We start from the raw sequence: 25986 nt of genomic DNA, 5'->3' as shown, positions 1-25986 counted from the left end.
TCGTGGAAAGGACAAAGTCAGCCATGATCGGCCGCCTCATCATCCATCGGATCGGGCCTCTGCCGGTGAAGGTCGAGGGCCGCAGCGGCTTCATCAAAATGGCCATCCGAGTTTTCACGGATGGACCATGTGGCCGCATCCACGACAGCCAGGAAATCGGCTTCGGGATAGCCTGCCGCGACCAGCTCGGCGGGGATGATGTCATCATCCGCATCGCTGATCAGTTGAACAAAGCCCGGATGGACCCATGCGTGCAGGCCAAAATGGGTGGCCGGTTCCGCGCCGTCAGCGGACAGCGCAACGGTATAGTTGTTTTCCCCCCAGCCCATGGCTTCGGCCAGTGCATTCGCTTTGGTGCGAACGTCGGCGGGAATGATGATGGTGCAGGACAGCATCAGAAGCTCACTCCTGTTTTGGTGGCCATCCACGCCTCAGCAAATGCCACATCCGGCTCGCTCGCAAACTGGTCTAAAATGATCAGGCCGTAGAGGTTGCCGAGAAAAGGTATCGTTCCGTTAGCGCGGCGACCGATGTTCAATGCATAAGAACCGAAATTACCCGTTCCCTTATCATTGGTGGAAGTCACCGCCTGCCCATTGCGGCGGATAGTTGCCACGTCACCAGATATGCTGGCCAATGCGGCGATGACGGACGTATCCACAGGACCAACAACATTCGCGGCTGCGGCTGTTCCCATGTCATTGGAGCGAGAATTGAAGCTATACCGCGTGCTTAAAGACGTAGCTATGTAGAAACTACCGGGATTGTTGAAATTACTACCAAATTCCAAGTAAATCGCGGTGTTTTCATTTGCTAACTTACGGATACCCGAGAAAATCGACACCTTGTCTGTCGTGGTGAAATCCACAACATTTGTTACCAACGCGTCGTCCACGCCGTCAAACGCGACATAGCTGTTGCTGGGAACGCCCGCTTCCGCCACGTCATATTTTGTTTTGGCGCGCTGGTATGGGGTTGCAACGGCCCCAAGTTCAGCTTGATAGCCCGTTACCTTAAAGGTTCTCGGTGTGTTTCCCGCGTATTTAACTACACCAAAATTTCCACCGCCTGTGGTCAATGCCAGAGTACAGGAAACCCTGTAGGTTCCATCACCCATAGGTGTTACCGCATATGTGGTAGGGGAAGTGCCAGTAGTTCTCGCGACTAAGTAAAAATCATTCCCCGGCCCAGCGGGGGATACGCTAGAAAATACAGGGGCTAACCCATCATCCATGCGTACGAACACTGAAAAAGTGTATGTGGCATCAATGGGGATAGTGCCGAACTTGTACGCATATGTACCGGTTGCGCCATCATAGCCGAACGCAATCGCGCCGTCGAAACCATCCATTACACTCGGACTTAACAAGCCCGCCCGTGAGGGGGCGCCATTCAACCCGTTCGGAAACTCCGTATTGGTGAGTAGGTTTCGTACACCCGTCGCTGGCTCGATGCCATAAATAGGCTTCGACGCCGCCGCCGACTGCATTGCGTGATTGCCCCGACCAGATTTGTCCCGCATCAGCCCAACGACTTGACCCGCCTCCGTGACGGGGATGGTTCCTTCGGCATCCTGAAACAATGTCGACAGGTCCGATGGATCATACCAGGCGCCATTCTCGCCATTCTGGAAAAGCCTATCCGGGCCGACAGCGGCTGGCACGGTACAGGCCAAACGGCGGTAAATGCTGGCGCGCGCAGCGGCATAGACACCGATATCGGCGCGCGCGGTCAGCGCCTGGGTGAAGGTGAAGTGGCTGCGAACCGGCTTGGTGCGAGCCACTTCGGCGATGATTTCGTCGATGTAGCTGGCAGGCATGGCACCGAATGAGCCGCCGACCGTAATGATGATATCGAAAGTATAGGGCGCGCCACGTGGGCTGGTTTGCCACCATTCGCGCAGCACCATAGAACCGCCAAAGCTGGACACCACATCGCGCACAGCCTTGACCGTTCCCTTGCGCCGCTGAATATCCAGCGCGCTGGCGACCCGTTGACGCCGCACGGCCAGCGGCCAATTTTCATCCCATGCGTCAATCGACAGTCCCCACCCCATGAAGGGCAATTGATAGGGCGGGCAGATCATCGGGTTCCACAAGGTGGCGTTCAAATCGATTGGGATGTCCGCGATGCGCGACATGGCTTGTTCCGCCGCCAATTCCTGCGCTGTGCTGGTCGGTGGCAATAGGCTGCGCTTGTTCGTCATTCGCCGGTACCGCTGTGTGTCAGGGTGATTGCGGTGCAATAAGCGGCTTGGGTGCGATCCAAGATCTGATCCGCCGCAGGGGATATCAACCGGACGCGGCTGACCCCTTCAACATGCAGCGCGCCGATGTGTCCGCTGCGGACAATGTCGCGCCCCAGCTTGCGCGAGCGGGTGATATATCCGTCCAGCTGACGGCGCGCCTCTGTCAGGACCAAGTCCTTGTCGGGGCCAGCAAAGGTTTCGATTTCAGCGGCCACCACATATTCGATGATGTCCGGTCCTTGCACTGTAACCATATCGGTTAAGGGGCGCACATCCTCGGCGCTGACGGCATCATTGACCAAGGCCAGCAGTTCGGGGCTGGCGGTGCCGTCGGCAAGGCGGGACAGCACCGTGACCATGACTTCACCGGGGGCGGGTGACGTGGCGCTGGCGTCCAGCACGTCCCCATCAGCGGCCAAGGCATGGCTGATATAAGCCCCTTCGGGACCAGCGACCGAAAAACCTTCGGGCGACAGGACAATACGGCGGCGGAAATCATCGTCATTTTCCATGACGGCGGGAATGTTCAAATAGGTATCGGCTGGCGTGACTTCCAACCGCTGTGCGCCCAGCAAAGCCCCCAGCTGGTCAAGGTCCGACGCTTCGGCAAAGGCGATCATACAGCCGCGTGCGCGCTGGTTAAATTCGGCACGCAGCAGCCATTCCCGATAGGCCGCTACTTCCAACAGCTTTTGTACCGGATCACTTTCGACGGCGGCATCGAAAGCCGGATAGCGCGCCAGAAAGTCGGCCCGCATCTGGGTTAGGATTGCGCTAACGTCCAGCAGCTCGATGATCACGGGCGGCGGCAGGCGCGAAATGTCGATGGCGGTGGCGGTGGATAGGGTCATGAGCCCATGGACACGGCAGCATCGCGCAAGGGCAAGGCGGGTATCTTGTAAGAGCGCGGCTTACAGGATCAGGCTTCCATGGTTTCCAAAATGATATCCATGATGGCGGCTTCATCCTCAGTGCCAAAGCCCAGCAATTCGCGGCGGGGGTATCGGATGGATGGCGCGCCGCGAAATTTGCTCACGCGGTCGCGCAGCCCGAAATGGTGAACGGCGGCGGTCGCGGCTATCTGATTGTCGAAGCTGATTTCGACTTGTTCGGGATGCACGCGGATTGGCATGTTCTTGGCCAGCCTTAATCGCTTGAACATCTTGCCGCTTGCTCGCACTTTTTTCCTGACCGCGCCTTCCGTTTGCTTGCGCGGGTCCATGGCGGTGCCATCCGGCTGTGTATTGGCGGCGATCCGTTTGGCATTCATCTTTCGAAGTGCCTGCGCGATCCGTCGTCCCATTTTCAGGCGGCTGCGATCATCAAATCTGGACGCGATTTCTTGCAACCAAGGTTCAAGGCGGCGGAAGTCATCGGCCATTATGCGCTGCCTTGAATGGCGGGATCTGGTAGCAGCTTTTCACCGCCCCACCAGATTTCGCGCAAGTGGGGTATGGGGTCGTCGGGGCCGAGCAGACCATCATCAAAGCTGGGGGTTTCAGGGCTCGCCATAAATTCCCATCCGCCGCCGTCACGCGGTTGGCACAGGATGATTTCCGATAGCGGCAGGGTGAAGGCCAGATCGGCGGTGCTGTTGGTCATGAAGTCAGCCTGCACATCATATCCCGATGCCGCCTGACTGGCGATCAGATCGGGCTGGTTTAGGCGCAGCCAGTCGTTGATCAGCACCATGATGATCAACGGATCGGCGCTGAAATCCAAAATAGCGATATTGAGCTGATAGCGTAGCTCGAAGTGGCGGGTGGCCGATTGCGTGGTTTTGACGGTTCCGTCCTCGATCCAGATACGCAGGCGTTCTGGATCGATGGCGAGATCGGGAATATAGGCGACCAGATGGGCGCGCAGGTCGGCTGGCTTTTTCATAATGTGGGGGCCGCGGACGCGGGGGCCGCAGGACTGGTTTCAACGCTTTGCGCCGCCATGATCCAGCCGATTAAGGCTTCTAGCTGGGCGAAGGCATGGGCCGAGCGGTAGAGGTCGGCGACAGGAAGGATGGCCGTGTCGGCATCGTGCAAAGATCCGCTGGGCATTTCGGCAGCGCCGGACATATCGGGGTGGCTGGAGCTACGCGGATCGGCGGGGTTGGCCGTTGGCCTTGGTTGGCGCAGCCAGTCAGCAACAAGGCCAGCATTGCGACCGCGAAGATTTTGCAGTTCATCGACAGCATCCTGATATTGGGCGCGCCATTGGGCTTCCACGGCGGCGCGGTTTTGTTCGGCCAGCAGTTGGGCGCTGATGGCGGCGGCTTGGGTGCGGGCTTTGGTGTCTAGATGGGCGCTGGCCTCGGCGGCGCTGGCGCTTTCCCAGCGGGCGGCGCGCTGGTCATTAAGGTGCGCGGTCCACCAGCCAGCGGCAGAGGCAAGGACCAAAGCGGCGATGATCAAGCGGTGTGGCCGCGCCATCAGCCAATCCAACGCGGTGCTGGCCCACGCCAGAAATGCGCCCTTGGTGATGATCGTCAAAAACAAGACGGCGGCGGCAGAAACGCCGAATGGCAACAGCATATCCATCATGCGAGCAATCCCTTGAAATAGGTGCGGCGGGCATAGGTCAGGGCTTCTTTGCGTAAGCGGCCTTCGCGGTAGCTGGCGTGGATCCAGCCGCTGTTCGGTTGGCCCATCACATAATTTTCCAAGATCAACTGATCGAAGGGCAGATGATCACGCAGCCAGCGTGCCACAGTCAGATTGTCGACCCCGTTGATTTCAAAATCCGCCGCTTCGCCCTTGGCGTGTTGGCTGTTGGTCGTGGACCCGACAGCCAGACACAGGGCAGGGGAACGAAAGCCGGACGTGATGCGGATGGGGCGACCAAAATGGGCGCGCAACGGTTCCAACACCTTGGTGCAGAGCAGGCGCATGGCGTTGATCTGAGCGTCATTGGGCCGGTTATCGATTCCGCGCGCGGTGGCCGTGGCCGACGCAGTCAATTCGGCTAAACTGAAATGGGGTGACAGTTGCATTGGTTCAGCCTTTCTTGCCAAGGACACGGTCCGCGACGCGGGCGGGCAGGCCCGACAGCGTTTCGGTGATGGATTTTTTCAGAACGGGGGTGGCGTCAAAGGCGACAATGGCGATGCCAAATGCGATGCTTTGCGCCACAAAGTCATTCCATGCCGTGACGGCAATAATCGCCATGGTGGCGTAATAGCTGACGGTGGATCCGACGATCCATTGCAGAAAGCGGTCGCGCCAAGCCAGCGCGGGTTTCCACGCTTGGGCGACAGCCGAACCAATCAGAGATGGGGCCAACGAACCGGCCAGTTCCGATGCAGTTTGCAAGATTGTGCGAAGATCCAATTTCAACTCCATAGCTGCACGGTTTCACGCATCGGCGTGGCGGCGGTGCGTTGGGGAACGAAAACCAAGGTTCCAGCGGGCAGGTGGGTCATGGTCAGGTGCGGGTTAAATATCATCAGTTCCGCCAGCGCACTGGTGCTGCCCGTGATGCGATGGGCCAAGGCATCCAACGGTTCGTGGGGCAGGGCCGCGACCGTCACAAATTCGCGGTTGGCAGGGGCGTTGGCGGGCCGGATCATTAGATCAATTCCACCGCGACGCGGGTGACGCCCAGCATGTCGCGCACGGCTTGCAGGGCTTTGGTGGTCAGATCCGCCGCAACCAGGCTTTCTTCGTCGATGCGGTCCACTTCATCGCGTGTGGCGCTGCTATCACGGGCCAGATCCGCCAGTTCGGCGGCGGCGTAAAATTGAACAGCGCGGGTAAAGATCAAGGTCAGCCGATGTTGCCCGTCGATCTGCTCGTCCGGCTTCACATCGGCCAAGACGACAGCGCCGCTGGCCCGCCATGTCGCTGCCCATTGGTCGGTCTGGCTGAGGACGGTCAGAATGCCGCCCTGTAATGCGCTGACCAAACGTTCATGCGGCACATCACCGCGCAGGCGCAGGGACGCACGCATCTTGTTCACATCGATGGACGGGAACCAGCCATCAGCGTCGACAGTCGCCCCAGCGGGGCTGCTTGGCGCTGGCGGTATGGCGATGAAACCGGACATGGCTGGATCCTTTAAAAATTGGAGGGGGTGAGGATCACTGCGGTCTGGGTTTATCCATATCGGCCCAGATCCAATGTCCGCCCCCTCGCGCCGGTGGGGCGTTACGTGTCGGACGTGATCTTTTTCAGTTCACGTTCCAGCATTTCGATGTCTTTGATGACGCCAGACTTTTTGTGTAATTCCAACGCGCGGCGCAGCTGCTCTAGCGCGGCTTCGATCAGCGCGGCTTTGCCGCCCGCTGGGCCTTCGCTGGCTTCTGGGTCAAAATTGGCGGCCTGATGGGCAAGGTTGCGCCCAATGGCCTTTTTCAGTTTGGCGCGCACTTCATCGGGCATGTCGTGCGGCGCGGTCAGTTCATCAATGACGATCAGCGTGCCATGATCGACGGCGGATAGATCCTTGATCGCGGCCTCGGCAACATCTTCGGCCAAAATGCAAGCGGGTGTGCGCTTGTGGCGTTCCACCTTGATATTGTGGGTCAGGATATGCGCGCCGATCTGCGCGGCCATTTCCCAGTCCTGAATGTCCAAAAACCAGATGAAGGTGAGGGCGATGATGTCGTCTTGCGTGGCCGCGCCGTCTTGGCCTGCGCGCAGTACGCCGCAAATCCAGTCGCGGTAATGATCCAGCATCTGGCGCTTGGCTTCGATCTTGGCTTCGGTCGATTGGATTTGGCTTAGGCGGTTCAGATCCTCGCCCAGCTGCTCCAACAGATCGCGATATTCTTCATTTTCAATGGGCGCGGGGGCCGTCATGGCGTAAGGATCTGTCACGCCGCCAGCGTCCCGTACGGCCTGCGCCTCTGCCATGCGGCGGGCGACCAAGCTGGGGGTGGAAATAACGGCGACGGTGGGGGACGGGGCTGCGTCAGGGGTTGGATCCGCTGTTACGTGCGCGGCTTCCTCGGCCAATTGGGCGGCGGCGACTGCGGCGATGGCCGCATGTTTAGCGATATGGCGGCTGATCAGGCTCATGACGGGATCCTTGGGTGTGAGAAAAGGGTGGGGGCACATGGCCCCCATGTGATGCGGCGAGCGTTAACCGCCGCCAGTGGGCTTCAGGCCCATCACGATATTTTCGACCAAGGCCGTGATGTCATAATCTTCGACGACATAGGCTTCGTTCACGCTTTCATAATTCACATAGCGGTCGCGCTTGGGTTCATCTGCGATATGACGGCGACGCGTGCCTTCCTGATAATAGATCGACAGGTTTTTCAGGCTGGTGATCAGAATGGCATTGGCGGGGAAGTGCGGCACCGCAATGGCTGGCAAACCGCCGATTTGCTTGCTGCTTTGCAAGATGCGGTCCGTTGCTTCCACCTCGGTCGCCTGCGCGCCCGTGCGCTGGGCGATGGTGAAATATTTATCGTCCAACAAATCATGGCCGATGATGACAACCAAGCTGGTGTCGCCGCGACGGTGCGCGGGGATCATCTTCTTCGCATCCAGTACCAAGGCATCAAGGCTGCGATAATCAACATCGGTGCCGACCGTGCCTTCGCCCACATAAATGGCCTTGGTGGCGTCGGCGGTCAGATCGCCGTCACTGACCACATGCAAAGGGGCATCGGTGCGGATATGGTGCAGCCAGCCTTTGTTCACGTCCTGCAGCAGCGGGTTGGTCGTGCGGTTGGTGGTGGCCGCGCAGCTGGTGCCGTTCCAGCCAATCATGATGCGGTCGCTGCTTTGCTGGGCCACGATGCTATCGCGGATCAGGATCTGGAAGTTTTCGTGGTGACGCCACGCGTCAAGCTGGGCGTAGCGCAATTCGCTGTCGAAATTGGTTTTTTCGCAGGTGTAGCCGTTGATCTTGGCGGGATCGCCAACATTGCCGGGCTGGCGGTCTGCGCTGGTCGTGTCCGTGCGGCCTGCCAAGGTGCGGTTTACGCCAACCGCCAGCTTTTCACCCTTTTGGTTGATGACTGGAATGACGTTGATTTTGGACAGAAATTCGCTGCTGGCTTTAATGCGGGCTTCCAGCTTTTGTTCAACCGCAGGCGCGACGGTGAAGGTGGTGGAAGCATCGGCAACGCCGCTCAGTCCCGCAACGGTGGACAGGAAAGTTTCGGTAAGGAGGCGCGTTTTATTTTGCATCGGGTTTTCCTTCGGGAAAGACTGCGCGGGATGGTGCTAGGCGTCGACGGGCTGGTTAAAAGTCCGTCTTCACCGGTGTTTCAGTGGTCAGCCCCAGTGGGCGCGGCGTGAAATGAACCGCAGGATTGTTGGCGTTGACATTGGTCAGGGCATCGACCTTGGCCGACAGGACGGTGATGGCGGCATTGGTGGCCGCAAATTGCTTGTCCGATGCAGCGGCAAATTGGCCGAGCAGCAGACCAATCGCCATTTCATTGACGGGGCGATCTTCGTTGGCCGTGAGGGTGACGGGCGCGGGCTGCGGATCGGTTTTATTGCCATTTTGTCCGCCCGAATTGATGAATGGTTCGAACACGCTGCGCATAAAGGCGACCAAGCCGCCGCCATTATCGGCAGGCGTTTCGTCGGCGAATTCGATCTGTACTTCTTCGGCGGCGCTGAAATAATTGCCGGGCTGTTGCTTGCGGTGGGCCAGCGGGCTTTTGTCGCCTTGGCTGGCAGAAAATTGCAGCATTTCGGTGCCAAGGCTGGCGGGGCTGTCGGTCATGGCGATGCCCATCAAATAGGCTTGGCCGCTGGACGAAAAGCTGGGGTTGATTTCGATGCTGGTGAACAGCTTTTGCTTTTTGTCGATCAGCGCCAGCATGGGCTCATGGGCTTCGATTTCAGCATAAAGCGCCAGCCGCTTTTCCGTTTTGCCGCCGATTTCCAGATCAATGGTTTCGGTTTTCAAGCTGATGACATCGCCGTAGCTGCCGAACGCGCTGCCATTATCATCGCCCGTCATCGGCAATGCGCTGCGGTAATGCTCCATATTGACGCGGGCTGGATAGGTGACAGCGTTATAATTGGCCGCCATTTCGGTCAGCCACTTGGCATCAATGGTGCGACCGTCAACGGTTGCGCCTTCGACGGCTACGCGGAAAAATTTGGTTTTCTTCGCCATTGAAATGCTCCGACTGGCAGGGATGCGGTGTTGCCAGTGGTGTCGCCGCCAGATTGGCGATGCTGCAATGATCTGATCTTGTAAGAGCGCGGCTTACAGGACAGAGGGCGGTGCGAAGCGGCGCGGCGCGCATAGTTTGCGCGGGACATGAGCAATCCGCCGCCTTTCACGCCCCCAGCGACCGCCACCGCGATCATCCCGCCCGATGTCGCGCCTATCGCGCCGCGCACGCGGGCGCGGTCGCTATATTGGCAGGGCTGGGCGATCCAACAGATCGCCGACGAATTGGGCCTTAACCCCAACACTATCGCCAGTTGGAAGGGCCGCGATAAGTGGGATGAAGCCAGCAGCGTCAAAAAAATACAGGATAATCTGGAATGTCGGCTGGCGCAGCTGATCGCCAAGCCCAAGTGGCACGGCGAAGATTATAAACAGTTCGATGCGCTGATGCGCGGCGTCGAACGCACCGTGCGTATGGAAAAATATGCCAAGGGCGGCAATGAAGTTGATCTCAATCCCAAGGTCGCCAATCGCAACGCGCCAGAGGTGCTGGCGAAGAAAGCGGGCAAGAAAAATCTGATCGACCGCGAAGGCTTGGAAAAGCTGGAAGCGGCGTTTCACGAACAGAATTTGGCGTTTCAAGATAATTGGTGGAAGGCGCGTAAACAGCGCACCCGCTTCATCATAAAATCACGCCAAATAGGTGCGACTTGGTATTTCGCCCGCGAGGCGCTGATCCATGGCCTGCAAACTGGCAATAATCAGATCTTCATATCGGCCAGTCGCAGCCAAGCGTTGATCTTTCGCAACTATATTGTCGATTTCGTCCGTGAAGTGCTGGGCATGGAATTGTCTGGCAATCCCATGGTTATCAAGCGCGGCGACGATGAAGATGGCCAGCCGCTTCCGCCGATTGAATTGCATTTTCTCGGTACCAATTACCGCACCGCCCAAGGCTATCATGGCGACGTCTATATCGATGAAGCCTTTTGGATATTTGGCTTTGAACAGCTGGAAAAGGTCGCCAAGGCGATGGCGACGCATACGCGCTATCACCGCACCTATTTTTCCACGCCCAGCGTCATGGCGCACGAAGCCTATCCCATATGGTCAGGCGAGAAATATAATAAGCGGCGAGCGAAAGCCGACCGCGCCAAGATCGACATCAGCCATGAAGCACTGAAAGGCGGTCACTTAGGAACCGACCGGATTTGGCGGCAGATCGTCAACATTGATGACGCGATGGATGGGGGCATCGGGCCATTCATCAACCGCGAAGAATTGGAATTCGAGAATAGCGCCGAGGAATTTGAGCTACTGTTCCTGTGCCAATTTCTGGACGACACGCAAAGTACATTCCCCTTTGAGTATATGCGGCGGTGCGGCGTGGATACGTTCACGGCGTGGAAGGATTTCAGGGAATTTGCGCGCCGCCCGTTCGGCGATGGCGAAGTGTGGATCGGCTATGATCCCAATGGCGAAAGCGGCAATGGCGATGACGCGGGGCTTATCGTCGTCGCGCCGCCAGCCAAGGTGGGCGGCAAGTTCCGCCTGCTGGAAAAACACCGCTATCGCGGCAAAGATTATCAGCAGCAAAATGCCGCGATCAAGGCGATCTGCCAGCGTTACAATGTGACGCATATCGCCATCGATACGACTGGCATAGGCAGCGCCGTCTATAGTCTGGTGTCGGCTTGGTTCCCATCGGCGCGGGCGATCCGTTACACGTCCGAAGTCAAAGCCATGATGGTGTTCAAAACCAAAAAGGTCATCGGGGACGGCAGGCTGGAATATGCCAAGCATTGGACCGATGTGACCAACAGTTTCATGGCCATTCGTCCCAAAGTCACCAAGGGCGGGAAGGCCGTAACCTATGTCGCGGGCCGCGCTGGCAACAGCGGCCATGCTGATCTGGCGTGGGCCACCATGCACGCAATTTTTAATGAAGCGTTGGATCCGACCGCTGATGAGCGGACCAGCAGTGTGGAGATATTTTGATGGACGACATGCAAGTCGAAACGCCCAGCGGCGTGCAGGTGTTTAGCTTTGGCGATCCCGAAAGCGTGCTGGACCGCAGCGAGTTGCTGGACCTGCTCGAAATCGGGTCGATGGGTGAATATTACACGCCGCCCATTTCCATGCGCGGTTTGATTTCGGCGCACCGGATGAGCGCGCACCACAGCAGCGCCATCGCTTTGAAGCGCAATTTGCTGTCAGCTTCACTGTTGCCCGGATCGCTGATTACGCATCAGGAATTTGAAAAGCTGGTTACCAATTATCTGGCAACGGGCAATGGCTATTTGGAACGGGTGGACAATCGCATGGGCCAGCCGCTGCACCTGCGCTGTGCGCCGTCCGTCTTTACCCGCGTCGGCAAAAAGGCGGGGCAGTTTTGGTTCATTCATCCGGGCAAAGAGGATCATGAGTTTGCGGCGGGAAGCGTCTGTCACCTGATCGAACCGGATCTGGCGCAGGAAATCTATGGCGTGCCGGAATGGTATGCCGCGTTGCAAAGCGGGCTGCTCAATGAAGCGGCCACGCTGTTCCGCCGCCGCTATTATAAAAACGGCAGCCATGCGGGATATATCCTTTATGTTGCAGAGGAAGGGCTGACGGACAAAGATAGCAACGCGATCCGCGAAGCGATGCGACAGTCCAAAGGACCGGGCAATTTTCGCAACCTTTACCTTCACATTCCCAAGGGCAAGGAAAAGGGCGTGCAGATCCTGCCAATCAGCGAAGTCGCGGCCAAGGATGAATTCAGCGGGATCAAGAACGCGACGCGGGATGATCTGCTAGCCGCGCACCGCGTGCCGCCCCAGCTGATCGGCGTGGTGCCGACCAACAGCGCTGGCTTTGGCAGCATTGCCGACGCGGCGCGGGTTTTCTTCGATCATGAAATCGTGCCGCTGCAACGCCGCTTTCGCCAAATCAACGACTGGCTGGGCATGGAAGCCGTGCGCTTTGGGCCATATCAGCCCAGCGGTGTCGAAGCCTGAAATCATCGCCGGACGTAAAAATTCGGCGGGGATACTGGTTGCAGCCAGTTTAATCGGCGGGGGTCTAGACCGCCATGAACCTTCGGATCCTTTCGGGTCCATCCCGCCGAACACCGGTGCGGAACATATGAGGAACATGGTTTATTATGTCTAATCCTATTTTACATAGTTCGATGAATAATGAAGCGGTTAAGCCGGTCACGCCCGCTGCGCCTTACATCGGCGGCAAGCGGATATTGTCCAAACGTATCGTGCAGCGGATCAAGGAAGTGCCGCACAACTGTTATGCCGAACCCTTTGTCGGCATGGGCGGGATATTCTTTCGCCGCGATCAAAAGGCCAAGGCCGAATTCATCAATGATTGGTCGCGGGACGTGGCTAATTTCTTTCGCGTCCTGCGCCATCACTATGAACCGTTCATCGACCAGATCGCTTGGCTGGTCAGTAGCCGCGATGAATTTGAACAGATGCGCCGCTGTGATGCCGATACGTTGACGGATCTGCAACGGGCGGCGCGGTTCTTTTACCTTCAACGCGCCACGTTCGGCGGTAAGGTCAAGTCACGGTCATTTGGTGTCAGCGTCAGCGGATCGGCCCGTTTCAATCCGCTGAGCGTGCGGGCGCAGCTGGCGGCAATTCGTGACCGGCTGGCATCGGTGACGATTGAACGATTGCCATGGGCTGACTTCATCCGGCGCTATGATCGGGCGGGGACGCTATTCTATCTCGATCCGCCCTATTTTGGGTGCGAGAATGACTATGGCGCGGATATGTTCAGCCGGGATGAATTCGTGCAGATGGCGGACCAGCTGCGCGGCATCAAAGGGCGCTTCATCCTCTCGATCAATGACAAGCCGCAGGTGCGGGATATTTTCGCGGGCTTCGATTTCGAGGAGGTCGATTGCACCTACACTGTCGGCGGCAATCACAAAGCCGCTGTCTTTCCTGAATTGATCATCTCCAACTAATCATCGCACCACCGCACAGGCGGGCAGGGGCGCGCTGGACGCATTGGCCGTCCGCCGCGCCCCTTTTTGCGTCTGGCCGCCGCGTCAGGCTGCGGTCCGGCTGAAATCGCCGCCCACGGCCCGATCCGCCCTGTTCCACCCCCCAGCGCCGCAGTCGCCCCCACCCCTCGCCTGACCGCTCTTTCAACGGATTTCGTGCAAGTGAAGATCGTTCAACGCAATGAATTCTAATCAAAAATATGATGATCTAGGAATGGCGTCGGATGCGGATCATTGCGGCTCCGTGCAGTAGCCATGTTGGAGTGGCCAGCGTTGAAAAAACTTTGCATTTTTAATCCGGCACATACCCCTATGGCGGGACCGCCTTACATTCCTAACAATGCCTTTGATGTGTCATCAAGTGCATGATTTTGAACAATAAAAATGTTAGAAATGCCACCTTACTTTGATCTAACAAATCTTACAGGCTTTCCATAAATCATTATATTTCAATTGGTTATGAATATTAAAATGTAAGGTCTCATATGTCTAACATTGTAAGGTCGATGTTAGAAAATTGTTAGACCGTAAGATGTTGAATTGTAACGATTGTTAGATTGTAAGGTCATCCCCGCTTTACCCCCAATGATAAATCGCAAAATAGAATTTGTTTTTATGCGCCGCGATGCCGCGCACTAAATCTGCGTTTCGTCTCACTGTTCTGATTGAGGTATTCCACGCCCAGAGCCAAAGCGTCGGCCCGTCAAAATATATAAAACGTCCATCTCTGCGAGGACCATCATTTCGAGGCGTTGGGATTTGTTGATGCCGCCTCGGTCGCTTTCTATCGCGATGATGATGGCTTTGCTGAAACAGGGAGCATCCGAAAATGAGGAATTTGTGCGTGCCTCCCACAAGAGCCGTTCTTCTTTGAACCTTGATCCGATGGTGGAGAATTTATCTTCGTTCATGAAACCGCTCCTTACTGCTGCAGCGGGTAGCACAGTGTGCCGCGCAGTGTGCCATTAGTGTGCCGCAGTGTGCCGTAGTTTTCCGTTTTGTTCCGATTTCAGGCTTGACGATGGGAGGCGCGGCGTTTAGCGAAATGCCCATAATTCTGCGGTTTATGCAGGATGCACCCATAGCTCAGCAGGATAGAGCGTCGGATTCCTAATCCGAAGGCCACAGGTTCGAATCCTGTTGGGTGCACCATATATTTTCCAAACACTTACGCTAACTCTCGCGCGCTTAGTGTCACAGCTTCGCCTGTCATTTGTGCCACTGGCCGCGTCACCGAATGGAGGGCGTGGGAAGAATGGTGCGTCCACGCAATGGCAAATGGCTCTTTGGCCTTGTGGTTGGCAATCTGCCTAGCTTGCTCGCCCGCATTGGTGTGGGCGAGCGTTAGAACGGCCATTGGACCTAATTGTCCTGATGGCGCGAGCGATAGTCATGCCCTTCGGCATGCAGGCCGGCGAGCGCGAAGCGATGTAGATGGTCCGCCAACGCTCGGCGATCGATCTCCATTATGTCCCTGCCTGGTGCAGGCAGCTTGTCGCCAGCGATGAGCAGCATGGCGCAAGGCGCGGCGACGCTGATCAAACAACAAAGCAACTCCGGTGCTCCGATGGGTATCCCGCTGACCTCGCTCAATATCTGCAGGGCGATTAGAAGCTTGGGCGGGACTTCCTCGTCGCGCAGGACAGAGATGGACTTGTACCGGTTTTGCGCCGGTCACCTGAGCGATTAGAGCTCGCAACAGGAGACCGACGAGATGATAAAGCACAGTGAAGAGTTCAAACGCGAGGCCGTGCGGATTGCGCTGACCAGCGGACTGTCACGTGAGCGTGTTGCGGCTGATTTGGGGGTTGGCAAATCGACGCTGGGCAAGTGGGTGGCGCAGTATCGGCCTGCTGATCTGATGTCAGAACCACAGGCTGATTTGGCCCGTGAGAATGAACGGCTTCGCCTAGAAAACCGTGTGCTCCGGGAGGAGAGGGAAATTCTAAAAAAAGCCACGCAGTTCTTTGCAAGCCAAAAGCCGTGAGGTTCGCTTTTGTGCATAATTGGCGACATCGCTGGCCAGTGGAACTGATGTGCCGTGTCTTGCAGATCAGCGAGCGTGGCTATCGTTCATGGCGTTTGCGCCCGATCAGCCAGAGGGCAAGAACAGACATGAAGGTGCTGGCTCATATTCGCGAGCAGTATCGCCTGAGCCTTGGAACCTACGGTCGACCGAGGATGACCATGGAATTGAAGGAGGTCGGCCTAGGCGTTGGTGAGCGTTTGGTTGGCCGGCTCATGAAGGCCAATGGCATCAGGCCCGTGCGAACCCGCAAACACAAGGTGACGACTGACAGCCATCACCGTCTGGGTGTCGCTCCCAATTGGCTGGACGGAGATTTCGTGGCCGCAGCGGTTAACCAAAAATGGGCGGGAGATATTACCTATGTCTGGACCTCTGAGGGATGGCTTTATCTTGCCGTCATTCTTGATCTTTACAGCCGGCGTGTAGTGGGTTGGGCGGTCAGTGACCGAATGAAGAAGGATCTAGCTATACGGGCGCTGGACATGGCTGTGCGCCTGCGTAACCCGCCACCGGGATGCCTTTTCCATTCCGACCGTGGCAGTCAATATTGTGCTTATGCCTATCCGAAGAAACTGCAGGCCTATGGCATTCGGCCATCAATGAGCGGCAAGGGAAATTGCTACGACAATTCCGCTGTCGAGACTTTCTTCAAATCCCTGAAGGCGGAAATGATTTGGCGTCAAAAATGGCCAACACGACGTCAGGCTGAAGCTGCGATCTTCCAATACATCATCGGGTTTTACAACACCCGCAGACGCCATTCATATCTGGGTGGTATTAGCCCGCTCGCCTTTGAAGCCAAGGTGGCTTAATGAGATAGGTGACCGGCACAAAACCGTTACAAGTCCAGTCCGCTCTCGCGGCGGGATTTATGGAAAATCCTCGACCAGCTGATCACCGACGAGCAGTTGAGCGTCATCGTCAGCACCGCTTATATGGACGAGGCTGAACGTTGCGCGCAGATATTCATATTCCATCATGGCCAGATATTGGCCGATGGTCCGCCGGATGCGCTGCGCAAAAGAGCTGACGGCTTTGCCTATGTGGCCGATGCCTTGCTGGATCGGCCTGCGCGGGTGCTTCAGGCGCGCTTGATCGACGCACCGGACCGCATCGTCGATGCGGTTCCCAAGGGCGGCGATGTCCATTTCATCCGCAGACCAGCATGTAATGAGGCCGCATTGGCCGATCTTTTGTCCGACACGCGGTTCGCACCGCGTCAGGCGGAACTGGAAGATGCCTTCATGCTGCTGCTGCGCGAGCAGGAGGATGGACCGAGCGATGTGGCGGATAAGCCGGACGCAGCCCGCTCCAGTGACGCAGACATGAAGCCTTCATTTGGAGGAGAGCCGAACGGGCCGGTGATCGTCGTGCGGGATCTGGTCCGCAAGTTCGGCGACTTCACGGCGGTCGCGAGCACCTCCTTTGACGTCCAGCGCGGCGAAATATTTGGGCTGCTCGGACCCAATGGTGCGGGCAAGACCACCACCTTTCGTACGCTATGTGGCCTGCTTCCGGCGACCAGCGGTCATCTGGAAGTGGCGGGGGTCGACCTGCGTGCCGCGCGCGCCAAGGCGCGGTCGCGGATCGGCTATGTCAGCCAAAAATTTGCTCTTTATGGCAATTTATCGGTCCGCGAAAATCTCGAATTCTTCGCGGGTGCTTATGGCCTGCGGGGCGAGCGAAAGCAGGATCGGGTCAAGGGGTCATGGCTCAGTTTGACCTCGATCCTTCCGCCCAGAGCGGTATCCTGCCGGTCGGTTACAAGCAGCGGCTCGCCATGGCGGCGGGCCTGTTGCACGAGCCGGACATTCTGTTCCTAGACGAGCCGACCAGCGGTATTGACCCGCTCGCGCGGCGTGCATTTTGGCGCACCATCACCAGCCTTGCTCAGGGTGGTGTCACGATCATCATCACGACCCATTTTATGGAAGAAGCGGAATATTGCGACCGCATCGCCATACAGGACGCCGGTGCGTTGCTGGCGCTGGGGACACCTGCCGAGGTGCGCGAACAGGCTGGTGATGACGCAAGCGACATGAATGCAGCCTTCATCGCCATCGTCGAGCAAAACCGTGCCCGCCGCGAGGGGAAGCAAGCCGCATGAACGGGGCATCGGGCTTTCGCAGGCGTCTGGTCGCGCTTACCCGCAAGGAAGTGCGCCAGTTGTTGCGCGACAAAAGCAATCTTTTTGTTGGCCTCCTGCTGCCGCTCGCGCTGATCCTGCTGGTCGGATATGGTCTCTCGTTCGACGTGAAGGATGCGCCGATCGCAATCCTATTGGAGGATCGCTCTCCCGCTGCGCAGGAAGCGGTCGCGGGTATCGCGGGCTCGCCCTATCTGGTGCCCGTCGCGGCCGGGAGCATGGATGAAGCCGTCAAGTTGATGCGCGCGCACAAGGTGGAAGCGATCGTGCGCGTGCCAGTCGATTTTTCGCAGCGCCGGGCGGCGGGCGATGCGCGCATCCAGCTCATTGTAAATGGTGCGGACTCGACGACTGCGTCGGCGGTCGAAGGCTATGTGAACGGCGCGGTTCAGTCGGCTGTGGGCCATATGATGGATCGATCCGGTGGTGGATCGGGGGGCGGTATCACGCTGGTGCAGCGTAGTTGGTTTAACGAGGCGGGCGTCAGCACATGGTATTTGGTACCGGGCCTTCTTGTGCTGGTGATGACGCTGATCGGTGCGTTCCTCACCTCGCTGCTGATCGCCCGCGAATGGGAGCGCGGTACGCTGGAATCGCTTTTCGTAACGCCAGTGCTGCCGCTCGAACTCGAGCTCTCCACGCTTGCGCCCTATGTCGTGATCGGTGCCATCGACATGGTGATGTGCCTTTTGGCCGCGCGGTTTTTGTTCGAGGTGCCGATCCGGGGCTCGCTTATCGTCATCGTCTTCGCCTCGCTGCTTTATTTAATCGTCGCGTTGCTGCTCGGCCTGTTCATTTCGGGAACGACCCGTAACCAATTCGCCGCCAGTCAAATGGCGTTGCTGGCCAGCTTCATGCCGGCGATGATGCTGGCCGGCTTCGTCTTTGATCTCCGTAATGTGCCGCTGGTGATCCAGATCGTCAGCAAGCTTTTGCCCGCGACGCACTTTATGGAGCTGGTGAAATCCTTGTTCCTCGCCGGAACGATCTGGCCGATGGTCCTCAAGAATTGCGCAATCCTGATTGCTTATGGGGTGTTGCTGGCCTTCCTGACTGGGCGCACCTTGCGCAAGAGGCTGGACTAATGCCCATGGCCGACCTCATCGCTTGGCTTGCCCAGACCATTGCGCTTGTTCGCAAGGAAATATTGGCGCTGGTCAAGGACCCCGCCAACCGCACGATCCTTTTTGCGCCGGCGTTGATGCAAGCTCTGCTGTTCGGCTATGGCGCGACTTACGATCTCACGCATTTTCCCTATGCCGTGGTAGACCAGAGCCGCAGCGCGGCTTCCACGCAGCTACTCGCCCGTCTTGACGGCACCGGCGTGTTCCGGCGGGAGGCGACACTGGCCTCTAGCGCGCAGATCGGCGAATGGATCGACAGCGGCAAGGTGCTGCTCGCAATCAATATTCCGTCCGATTTCGAGCGTCGGCTGACAGTTGGTGATGCCGCGCCAATCCAGATTATCCTCGACGGGCGCAACAGTTCTACAGCGGGGGCTGCCGCAGGCCAGATAGGCGCGATCGTAGCTGACTATGGCCGGTCCATGGGCGGGCAGCCACCGATAATGGTCGAGCGTCGCGCGTGGTACAATCCCAATCTGGAATCGCGCTGGACGATGATGCCCGCGATGATCGCAGCCCTGAGCTTTATGCAGACCCTGCTATTGTCTGCGCTGTCTGTCGCGCGCGAGCGGGAACAGGGGACCTTTGATCAATTGCTGGTGACGCCGCTTAACCCGATGCAGATCCTGATCGGTAAGGCAATCCCTTCGATCCTTGTCGGGCTTATTCAGTCGACGATCATCCTGCTAATCATCCGTTTCTGGTTCGAAATCCCGATGCACGGATCATATGGGTTGCTCTATCTGGGGCTCGTCACCTTCACGGCCGCTGGTGTTGGTGTGGGGCTGTCGATTTCGGCGCTGTCCGTCACTATGCAGCAGGCGATGCTCTATACATTTCTGCTGGTGATGCCGCTGATGCTGCTCTCTGGCATGCTGACGCCGGTGCGAAACATGCCGCAGATTCTGCAGCTCATCACCTACATTAATCCGCTGCGCTTCGGTATCGACATGGTACGCCGCATCTATCTTGAAGGAGCGGTGCTTGCCGATGTTGCCCTTGACTTCGTACCCATGCTGGCAGTTGCAGCCATCACCCTGCCGCTCGCCGCATGGCTTTTCCGTCACCGCCTCGCCTGAAGAACTGGACCGCTGACATGCCCCTCATTCCTTCCGCATCCAGCATTTCGCTCCGACAGGCGCTTGCTGCGTCATTGCTGGCGTTTGGCCTCGCTGGGTGCACCATGGGACCGAATTTCACGAAGCCAGTACCAGCCGCGCCATCGGACTGGACGAGTTGGCGCAGCGGTGACCCCAGCCTATATGGGACTATCGGCACAGATGCATCATTGCATGCCGACTGGTGGCGGGCGTTCAACGATCCCGTGCTGGATGAACTGGTGCGCCGTGGTTTCGCCGCCAGCCCGAATCTCCAGACCGTCGCGCTACATGTCGCGCAGGCTAGGGTCCAACGTGGTGATGCGGCGGCACAGGCTTTGCCTCAAGTTCAGGCCAGCGGGCAGGTAACGCGCCAGCGGCAAAGCGAATATGGCGCCGGCACGCGGTTGCTCGACGTGGTCTCGGGCTCCTCGTCGGGGGCGGATCGTGATGCGCTCGTCAAGCTGCTCAGCGAGCCGTTCACCCTCTATCAGACCGGCCTTGACGCCGCATGGGAGATTGACCTTTGGGGCAAGGTGCGCCGGTCGCTCGAGGCGGCCGACGCGGCCGTCGCGCAGCAGGCTGCGCTGCTTGATTTTGCCCGCCTGAGCTTATCGAGCGACGTTACGCGCAACTATTTCGATCTGCGGACAACCCAGCGTAAGATCATGCTGACGCGTGAGGAAATCGCGGCGCTGCGCGAGCGTACCGATCTCCTCTCGGCGCGCACCGCGGGCGGGATCAACAATGGTTTTGATCTCGAACGTCAGCGCAGCGAATTGCAGGGCCTAGAGGCGCAACTGCCGCCACTGCTTGCGCAGGAGGCCCTGCAGGCCAACCAAATAGCTGTGTTGCTGGGAGAGCGGCCCGGCGCGCTTAGCGAGTTGTTAAAGCCAGTGGCCGATGGTGGGAAGCCGTCGCTGCCCGATCTGGCGCTTGGCCTTCCATCCGAGATTGCGCTGCGTCGGCCCGACATTCGGGCAGCCGAAGCGCGTTTGCACGGTGCCACCGCGAATATCGGTGTGGCCAAAGCGGATATCTATCCTAGCATTCGCCTTGGCGGCGGGTTCAACCTCGAATCCTATCGTAGTGATAATTTGTTCGACTGGGCGAGCCGCACTTGGTCGATTGGACCGAGCGTCAGTCTGCCCTTGTTTGATGGTGGCCGCCGCAAGCGGGTTGTCCTGCTTCGTGAGTTGGAACAGAAAGAAGCAGCGGTCGCCTACCAACATACTGTGCTTCAGGCATGGCAAGAGATTGACGATGCGCTCAATGGTTATACCGCCGAGCAACAGCAGAATGCTAAGCTTGCTGCACGGGTTGAAAGTGCGCGGGATGCGTTCGACTTGGCCACAGCGCGCTATCGGGGCGGCATTATCACGTGGCTGGATGTCATCGACAGCCAGCGGGCGATGCTGCAAGCGTCTCGTGATTTGGCTGACAGCAATGGACGTCTGGGAACCCGCTATGCCGCGCTTAACAAAGCGATAGGGAATTCATCCGCATCGGCCGAAGCGAAGTGAGTATATTCGGCCATGGCAGCGCGGAAGCGCAGCATAGCGGGTCGGAAAACTATATGTCTGCGAGCAGGCATCTCGCTAGCATGGATTTTGCACAGCCAATGCGGACTAGGCCGGTAGCGATGTGCACTTTTACCAATACAAGCCGAATCTGTCGGCCCCCAATATTCCGTCTGCCGTGGGTTTTGGGTCCGGAATATTGGGGGCCGCGCATTAATTGGGAAAGCGTTTGTGAAAGCCTGCCAAGTCGATGGAAAATTGGTCGCGGTTCAAAAATTCTTGGTCGGACAGGGCGGCTTGGCCGTCCACCTTTTTATAATAGCTGGCATATTCTGGCACCTCCGACGCATATTTTTTATAATGGGTGGAGTAGCTGCGAACGCGAACGGCGGGGCGGCTATTGTCGAGATCAAATTCCATTAAGCGCATCCAACCATCGCCCATGCCCGCATTGGGGCGATGGGCATCGATAACCGTTTGGCCGCGCCCCTGATAGTCCGCCATGATCTGATAGACGGGGTTACCCCGTGCATTTTTGTTGATGCTGAAACCCTGGCCTGTGATGTGTCCGCTCAACACCATGAAAATTTGATCATTTTGTGAAATAAATTCATCCCAAATCATTTGGGGATCATTGTCGCTAGGGTCCATCAGGGCGTTATTGGGGTTGGACAGGCGGTTCAAGCTGCCGTCGCGGCGCAAATAATCATGGGTCGTTAAAATGACGGGCAGGGTGGGGTGTGCCTGCAAGATGCTGCGCGCCCATTCCAGTGAGCGGTCAGGCGCATGATATTGAAGCCCGATATGCAGGAATTGGCATTGGCCCGCACTAAAGATTTGGGCACTGTCTGCGCCATTGTCATGATGGCCGACATACCAGCCTTTTCCTTTGAACAAGCGGCTTTCGCTTGAAAAGGCGGACAGATATCCCTCCAGTCCGCCAATATGGCGCCGACCGACATAGCCGTCGGCATCGCGTGGCGGGTCCTTCGGGTCGGTCCACAAGGCGTCATAATCATGGTTTCCGGGCACAACCGAGAAGGGCAGGGCGCCGTCCAACAGATCAAAGGCTTGGGCTGCGGCTGGAATTTCAAAGCCGCGCGTGGTTACCTTGGGGGATTGCGCCACTTCGGAACCGGCATTAGGGACCCAGTTGAAACCGCGCGCACTATGGGCAGGGTCCATCCATTTGGAATAATGTTGCCACACATCACCGACATGGCTGGCAAAAACAATGTCGCCGCCATTGCTCCGGGCATTGGCGCGAATGAAGCGCATTTGATCGTAAAATTGTTCGGTCCCGTCAAAGGCAAAGCCAGACCATTTTTGGTGGCGATAATCGACATAATTTTGGGTGTCGGGGATCACCGCCACCGTAAATTTCCCGCATATTTTGCTTGCTGTGGTTGATGGGGCTTTGCCGGTGTTGGCAGCCGCTGATGCTGCCGTTCCAAGCAGGAATATTGTCGAAATCACCAGTTTTGAAATGTTCATCGCATGTCCAATGAATATAGGCGCGATCTGATTTGATCAAAGGCCGTAAATTGGCGTCCCAATGGCCAAATAATATGACCATAATGTTTCAAAACATAAAAAATTTTCTGCATTATCATCGTCATATGAATGAAACATAGTAAAATTAGGGGCCAGTTTAATTTCCGACGCTGTCCATGATTTGTGACAGGGAAACGACGGAAATGCAGAATTTCTACTGTTGAACAATGTTCACAAAACAGGGCCCCAACTGATGAAAAGCATATGGCTTCGTTCGCTTCTTTCCGCATCGATTTGCGCGGTTTCGGTATCTGCGCTCGCTTATGAAGGCGAGGCTGCCGATGCAGGTGCTGCATCCAGTGGTGGTGCATCCGATATTGTCGTGACGGGGTCGCGTATCGCGCGGCCCGATCTGGATTCCCCGATGCCCGTCAGCGTCATTTCCATGGATGACGCAGAAACGCTGGGCATCAATACGGCATGGTCGGCGTTGATCCGCGATCCATCGATTGCGCCTGGGGTTGGGCGCGGCAATGCGGGTTCGCAAAGCTTTGATGGCGGCACGGCGTCGATCAACCTGCGCAATATGGGCAGCGCCCGCACCTTGACCCTGATTAACGGCCAGCGCCGCGTGTCGGGTTCGGCCCGTTCCTCGGCGGTGGATTTGAATATGATCCCCGCTGGCATGATTGAACGTATCGAAGTGATTACCGGCGGCGCGGCGGCCATTTATGGCGCGGATGCTGTGACCGGCGCGGTGAACATCATCACCAAGAAGAATATTCAAGGCGTCGAATTGAAGGTCATGCAGGGCGTGTCGGAACGCGGTGACGCGCCATCGACGACCTTTTCCGCACTGGCTGGCACGCGCTTTGGCAATGATCGCGGCGGGATTAGCGCTGGTGCCACCTATGTGAACAGCAAGGGGATCACCACCTTTGATCGCGATTTTGCCAATCGCCACATGGTCTATCAATCCAACCCGCTGAACACCAGCATGGATGACGGTATTCCTGATTCCATTATATATGACAATTGGGCGGCGGCGCGTTTGAACCAATTCCCGACCTTTGTGCATAAAAATGTAAACTATGTTTTGTTGGACGGTGCGGTTCAGCAGCAGACGATTGATTTCGTATCGGCCCCCGGTGAATATGTCGCGGGTGGAACCAGCGGATATTATAAGGAAGGCACATTCCCATTAAACGCCGGCGAACAATTGGTGTCGCCGCTAGAACAATTCGCGGCCACCGTTCAATTGGATTATGATATTACCGACGATATTAAATTCAAAAGCAATTTTGATTATGGATATACGTATTATAACGGTACCAAAACCTTTTACCGCGAAGACAGCCGCGCCACTTGGCTAAACGGTTTGGGCGGGGCAACGGCCAAGTTCGACAATCCCTATTTGCCCGACGCTATTCGCGATTTCATGGTGGATAATGGCCTGACTCAATTGCGCTTGGCCCGTATCTATCCAGAATTTGGTCTGCGCCGTGATGTGCATAAGCGCAACAGCTTTACTATTGCCAATGAACTGACCGGCAGCTTGACCGACAGCATCAAATGGAGCGGTTTTGTGCAATATGGCCAGTCGGTCAATAATGTGTCGAACCCCGGAACATTGCGCGCCAATCGCTGGGCCAATGCGCGCGATGTCATTGCCGATCCGGTAACGGGCTTGGCGGTATGCCGCGACGAAGCCGCCCGCGCGGCGGGTTGCACGCCTTATAATGTGTTTGGAAACGCATCCCCAACCGCCGAGCAGCGCGATTATATCTTTGGCACGCGGCGCGAGCGTTGGAAAAATACGCAAACGGTTTTCGGCGGCAATTTGGTCGGCAGCTTATTCTCGCTGCCCCACGGTGATGTTTCCTTTGCGCTGGGTGCCGAGCATCGAGTGGACACGCTGAAGACCCAAGAAGATGCGATGGCCGTGGCTGGTGAATTTGCGCACAGCGGCGGTGTAACGGCCCATGCTGAAATTGATGTCAAGCTGAAGGTGTCGGAAATCTATGGCGAACTGGTGGTGCCGTTGCTGCGCAATGTGCCCTTCGCCGACAGGTTGGAAGTCGAAGCGGCCTATCGCTATTCCGACTATAATTTGTTCGGTGGCAGCGATGCATGGAAATTGGGCGCAACATGGTCGCCCGTTGCGGGCCTGACCTTGCGCGGTGTGCGGTCACGCAGCGTTCGTGCCCCCAATTTTGGCGAATTATACGAACCGATTAACACCAGCCTGTCCAATTTGGATGACCCGTGCGAGGCGCAAAATATTGGCTATAGCGCCAATCGCGCCAAAAATTGCGCGGCGTTGGGCATTGTGACCCCCGGTTTGGCCAGCCAATTGCCATCGCAATTGACCACCGGCGGCAACCCCAATTTGCAGCCGGAAACGTCGAATAGCTTGACGCTGGGCGCGATCATCCAGCCACGCTTCATTCCGGGTTTGGATGTCACGGTCGATTATTGGAACATCAGCATCAAGGATGTGGTGACACAATTTTCGGGCAACCAGATCGCCCAATATTGCGTTGATTTGCCCAGCATTGACAATATTTTCTGCGGCGCAATGACGCGCGATCAAAATGATCCGGTGCGCGCCATCGCCACCATGTCGACGCAAATGATTAATGCTTCGAAGCTGAGCGCAGAGGGTATCGACTTTGCGGTCAATTACCGCACCAATATCGGCAGTGGCATGGGCCGTATTGGCGTGAAGGCCACCTATTTGCTGGACAAGCAAATAGAAGCGGTTCCGGGCATGGACGAAAGCATTTTGAAACAGGTTACGGGCTATGCCGACCCACGTTTCCGTGCAACCGCCTATGTCGCTTATCAGCTTGGCAAGTGGAATTTGGCGTGGAACACGCAATTCCGCGGTGCGTCTTTGCACCAGACCAATGCGGCGTCGGACGAAGCCTTTATCACCAACCGCGTTCCCCATTATTGGAACCATGACCTGTCCATTGGTTTTGATGTGTCGGAAAATTACCGCCTGATGTTCGGTGTGAACAATGTGCTGGACGCTGCGCCGCCGCAGGTTCCGTCGACCTATTTGGGCCTGTCGGGCGTGTTTGACACCATTGGCCGCAATTATTTCGTGAGCGGGAATATCCGTTTCTGACTCAAAATATAGGCCCCGATGGACGATGTTCATCGGGGCCTGTTTCCATGAACGGACCATAGCGGCGGCGTCGCCCGCTGGTGCTGGCCCCAATCATCCGTTTCAAAAAGAG

General features: G+C 57.2%; 25 protein-coding genes and 1 tRNA gene. 11 read left to right on the top strand and 15 right to left on the bottom strand.

Annotated features, from left to right (window positions below):
* Window positions 1-17: 17 nt before the first annotated feature.
* From LKO31_RS08735 to LKO31_RS08675, 13 genes are all read right to left on the bottom strand, one after another.
* Window positions 18-395 (bottom strand): hypothetical protein, encoded by a 378-nt coding sequence (locus LKO31_RS08735; RefSeq protein WP_227689908.1) that lies wholly within the window; start codon window positions 393-395, stop codon window positions 18-20.
* Complete coding sequence (locus LKO31_RS08730; protein WP_227689907.1) at window positions 395-2206, bottom strand: phage tail protein I; 1812 nt, start codon at window positions 2204-2206, stop codon at window positions 395-397. The genes LKO31_RS08735 and LKO31_RS08730 overlap by 1 nt, the downstream gene beginning before the upstream one ends.
* The gene (locus LKO31_RS08725; RefSeq protein ID WP_227689906.1) at window positions 2203-3099 is read right to left on the bottom strand and encodes a baseplate assembly protein; all 897 of its coding nucleotides are present in this window, start codon (window positions 3097-3099) and stop codon (window positions 2203-2205) included. The genes LKO31_RS08730 and LKO31_RS08725 overlap by 4 nt, the downstream gene beginning before the upstream one ends.
* Before the next feature lie 68 nt (window positions 3100-3167).
* Entirely contained in the window at window positions 3168-3629 is a 462-nt protein-coding gene (locus tag LKO31_RS08720) for a phage virion morphogenesis protein (protein WP_227689905.1), read from the bottom strand.
* Window positions 3629-4132: a phage tail protein gene (locus LKO31_RS08715; RefSeq protein WP_227689904.1), complete on the bottom strand. Its 504-nt coding sequence runs from the start codon at window positions 4130-4132 to the stop codon at window positions 3629-3631. The genes LKO31_RS08720 and LKO31_RS08715 overlap by 1 nt, the downstream gene beginning before the upstream one ends.
* On the bottom strand, window positions 4129-4782 hold the full coding sequence (locus LKO31_RS08710; protein WP_227689903.1) for a hypothetical protein: 654 nt from the start codon (window positions 4780-4782) through the stop codon (window positions 4129-4131). Before LKO31_RS08710 ends, LKO31_RS08715 begins: the two co-directional genes overlap by 4 nt.
* Window positions 4779-5231 carry a D-Ala-D-Ala carboxypeptidase family metallohydrolase gene (locus LKO31_RS08705; RefSeq protein WP_227689902.1) on the bottom strand — a complete coding sequence of 151 codons (453 nt, stop codon included), beginning with the start codon at window positions 5229-5231 and terminating at the stop codon, window positions 4779-4781. The genes LKO31_RS08710 and LKO31_RS08705 overlap by 4 nt, the downstream gene beginning before the upstream one ends.
* Before the next feature lie 4 nt (window positions 5232-5235).
* On the bottom strand, window positions 5236-5568 hold the full coding sequence (locus LKO31_RS08700; protein ID WP_227689901.1) for a hypothetical protein: 333 nt from the start codon (window positions 5566-5568) through the stop codon (window positions 5236-5238).
* 2 nt (window positions 5569-5570) lie between these two features.
* On the bottom strand, window positions 5571-5807 hold the full coding sequence (locus LKO31_RS08695; RefSeq protein ID WP_227689900.1) for a tail protein X: 237 nt from the start codon (window positions 5805-5807) through the stop codon (window positions 5571-5573).
* Entirely contained in the window at window positions 5807-6283 is a 477-nt protein-coding gene (locus LKO31_RS08690; protein ID WP_227689899.1) for a head completion/stabilization protein, read from the bottom strand. Before LKO31_RS08690 ends, LKO31_RS08695 begins: the two co-directional genes overlap by 1 nt.
* Before the next feature lie 101 nt (window positions 6284-6384).
* The gene (gene gpM, locus LKO31_RS08685) at window positions 6385-7257 is read right to left on the bottom strand and encodes a phage terminase small subunit (protein WP_227689898.1); all 873 of its coding nucleotides are present in this window, start codon (window positions 7255-7257) and stop codon (window positions 6385-6387) included.
* Between the two features lie 63 nt (window positions 7258-7320).
* Entirely contained in the window at window positions 7321-8379 is a 1059-nt protein-coding gene (locus tag LKO31_RS08680) for a phage major capsid protein, P2 family (protein WP_227689897.1), read from the bottom strand.
* Between the two features lie 55 nt (window positions 8380-8434).
* Window positions 8435-9325 carry a GPO family capsid scaffolding protein gene (locus LKO31_RS08675; RefSeq protein ID WP_227689896.1) on the bottom strand — a complete coding sequence of 297 codons (891 nt, stop codon included), beginning with the start codon at window positions 9323-9325 and terminating at the stop codon, window positions 8435-8437.
* 147 nt (window positions 9326-9472) lie between these two features.
* Here LKO31_RS08675 and LKO31_RS08670 point away from each other — a divergent pair, with 147 nt between their 5' ends.
* The 3 genes from LKO31_RS08670 to LKO31_RS08660 all read left to right on the top strand — a co-directional run bounded on the left by LKO31_RS08670 (window position 9473) and on the right by LKO31_RS08660 (window position 13292).
* Complete coding sequence (locus LKO31_RS08670; RefSeq protein WP_227689895.1) at window positions 9473-11323, top strand: terminase large subunit domain-containing protein; 1851 nt, start codon at window positions 9473-9475, stop codon at window positions 11321-11323.
* A complete protein-coding gene (locus LKO31_RS08665) occupies window positions 11323-12324 on the top strand; it encodes a phage portal protein (protein WP_227689894.1) in 1002 nt (333 codons plus the stop codon). Before LKO31_RS08670 ends, LKO31_RS08665 begins: the two co-directional genes overlap by 1 nt.
* A 146-nt stretch (window positions 12325-12470) precedes the next feature.
* Entirely contained in the window at window positions 12471-13292 is an 822-nt protein-coding gene (locus LKO31_RS08660) for a DNA adenine methylase (protein WP_227689893.1), read from the top strand.
* Between the two features lie 692 nt (window positions 13293-13984).
* Here the strand turns inward: LKO31_RS08660 and LKO31_RS08655 are convergent.
* Window positions 13985-14242, bottom strand: a complete 258-nt coding sequence (locus tag LKO31_RS08655) for a hypothetical protein (protein WP_227689892.1) — start codon at window positions 14240-14242, stop codon at window positions 13985-13987.
* A 164-nt stretch (window positions 14243-14406) separates the two neighbouring features.
* Between LKO31_RS08655 and LKO31_RS08650 the strand changes: the two genes are divergently transcribed.
* The 7 genes from LKO31_RS08650 to LKO31_RS08620 all read left to right on the top strand — a co-directional run bounded on the left by LKO31_RS08650 (window position 14407) and on the right by LKO31_RS08620 (window position 21250).
* Window positions 14407-14483 (top strand) — tRNA-Arg (locus LKO31_RS08650).
* 562 nt (window positions 14484-15045) lie between these two features.
* A protein-coding gene (locus LKO31_RS08645; protein WP_227689891.1) for an IS3 family transposase occupies window positions 15046-16172 on the top strand; the annotation gives its coding sequence in 2 pieces (ribosomal slippage) (window positions 15046-15286 and window positions 15286-16172; 1128 coding nt in all).
* A gap of 123 nt (window positions 16173-16295) precedes the next feature.
* Window positions 16296-17183 (top strand): ATP-binding cassette domain-containing protein, encoded by an 888-nt coding sequence (locus LKO31_RS08640; protein WP_227689890.1) that lies wholly within the window; start codon window positions 16296-16298, stop codon window positions 17181-17183.
* On the top strand, window positions 17141-17467 hold the full coding sequence (locus LKO31_RS08635) for an AAA family ATPase (protein WP_265104603.1): 327 nt from the start codon (window positions 17141-17143) through the stop codon (window positions 17465-17467). The genes LKO31_RS08640 and LKO31_RS08635 overlap by 43 nt, the downstream gene beginning before the upstream one ends.
* The gene (locus LKO31_RS08630) at window positions 17464-18591 is read left to right on the top strand and encodes an ABC transporter permease (protein WP_227689888.1); all 1128 of its coding nucleotides are present in this window, start codon (window positions 17464-17466) and stop codon (window positions 18589-18591) included. Before LKO31_RS08635 ends, LKO31_RS08630 begins: the two co-directional genes overlap by 4 nt.
* 5 nt (window positions 18592-18596) lie before the next feature.
* A complete protein-coding gene (locus LKO31_RS08625; RefSeq protein WP_227689887.1) occupies window positions 18597-19709 on the top strand; it encodes an ABC transporter permease in 1113 nt (370 codons plus the stop codon).
* Between the two features lie 17 nt (window positions 19710-19726).
* Window positions 19727-21250 carry an efflux transporter outer membrane subunit gene (locus tag LKO31_RS08620; RefSeq protein WP_227689886.1) on the top strand — a complete coding sequence of 508 codons (1524 nt, stop codon included), beginning with the start codon at window positions 19727-19729 and terminating at the stop codon, window positions 21248-21250.
* 210 nt (window positions 21251-21460) lie between these two features.
* Here LKO31_RS08620 and LKO31_RS08615 read toward each other — a convergent pair whose 3' ends face one another.
* Window positions 21461-22741: a metallophosphoesterase family protein gene (locus LKO31_RS08615; protein ID WP_227689885.1), complete on the bottom strand. Its 1281-nt coding sequence runs from the start codon at window positions 22739-22741 to the stop codon at window positions 21461-21463.
* 253 nt (window positions 22742-22994) lie between these two features.
* Between LKO31_RS08615 and LKO31_RS08610 the strand changes: the two genes are divergently transcribed.
* Window positions 22995-25874 (top strand): TonB-dependent receptor domain-containing protein, encoded by a 2880-nt coding sequence (locus tag LKO31_RS08610; protein ID WP_227689884.1) that lies wholly within the window; start codon window positions 22995-22997, stop codon window positions 25872-25874.
* Window positions 25875-25986: the final 112 nt, after the last annotated feature.

This window comes from Sphingopyxis yananensis (assembly GCF_020687785.1).
In the GTDB taxonomy this organism is placed as follows: Bacteria; Pseudomonadota; Alphaproteobacteria; order Sphingomonadales; family Sphingomonadaceae; genus Sphingopyxis; species Sphingopyxis yananensis.
The sequence above is the reverse complement of the archived record's forward strand: the minus strand, read 5'-3'. Positions and strand labels throughout refer to the sequence as shown.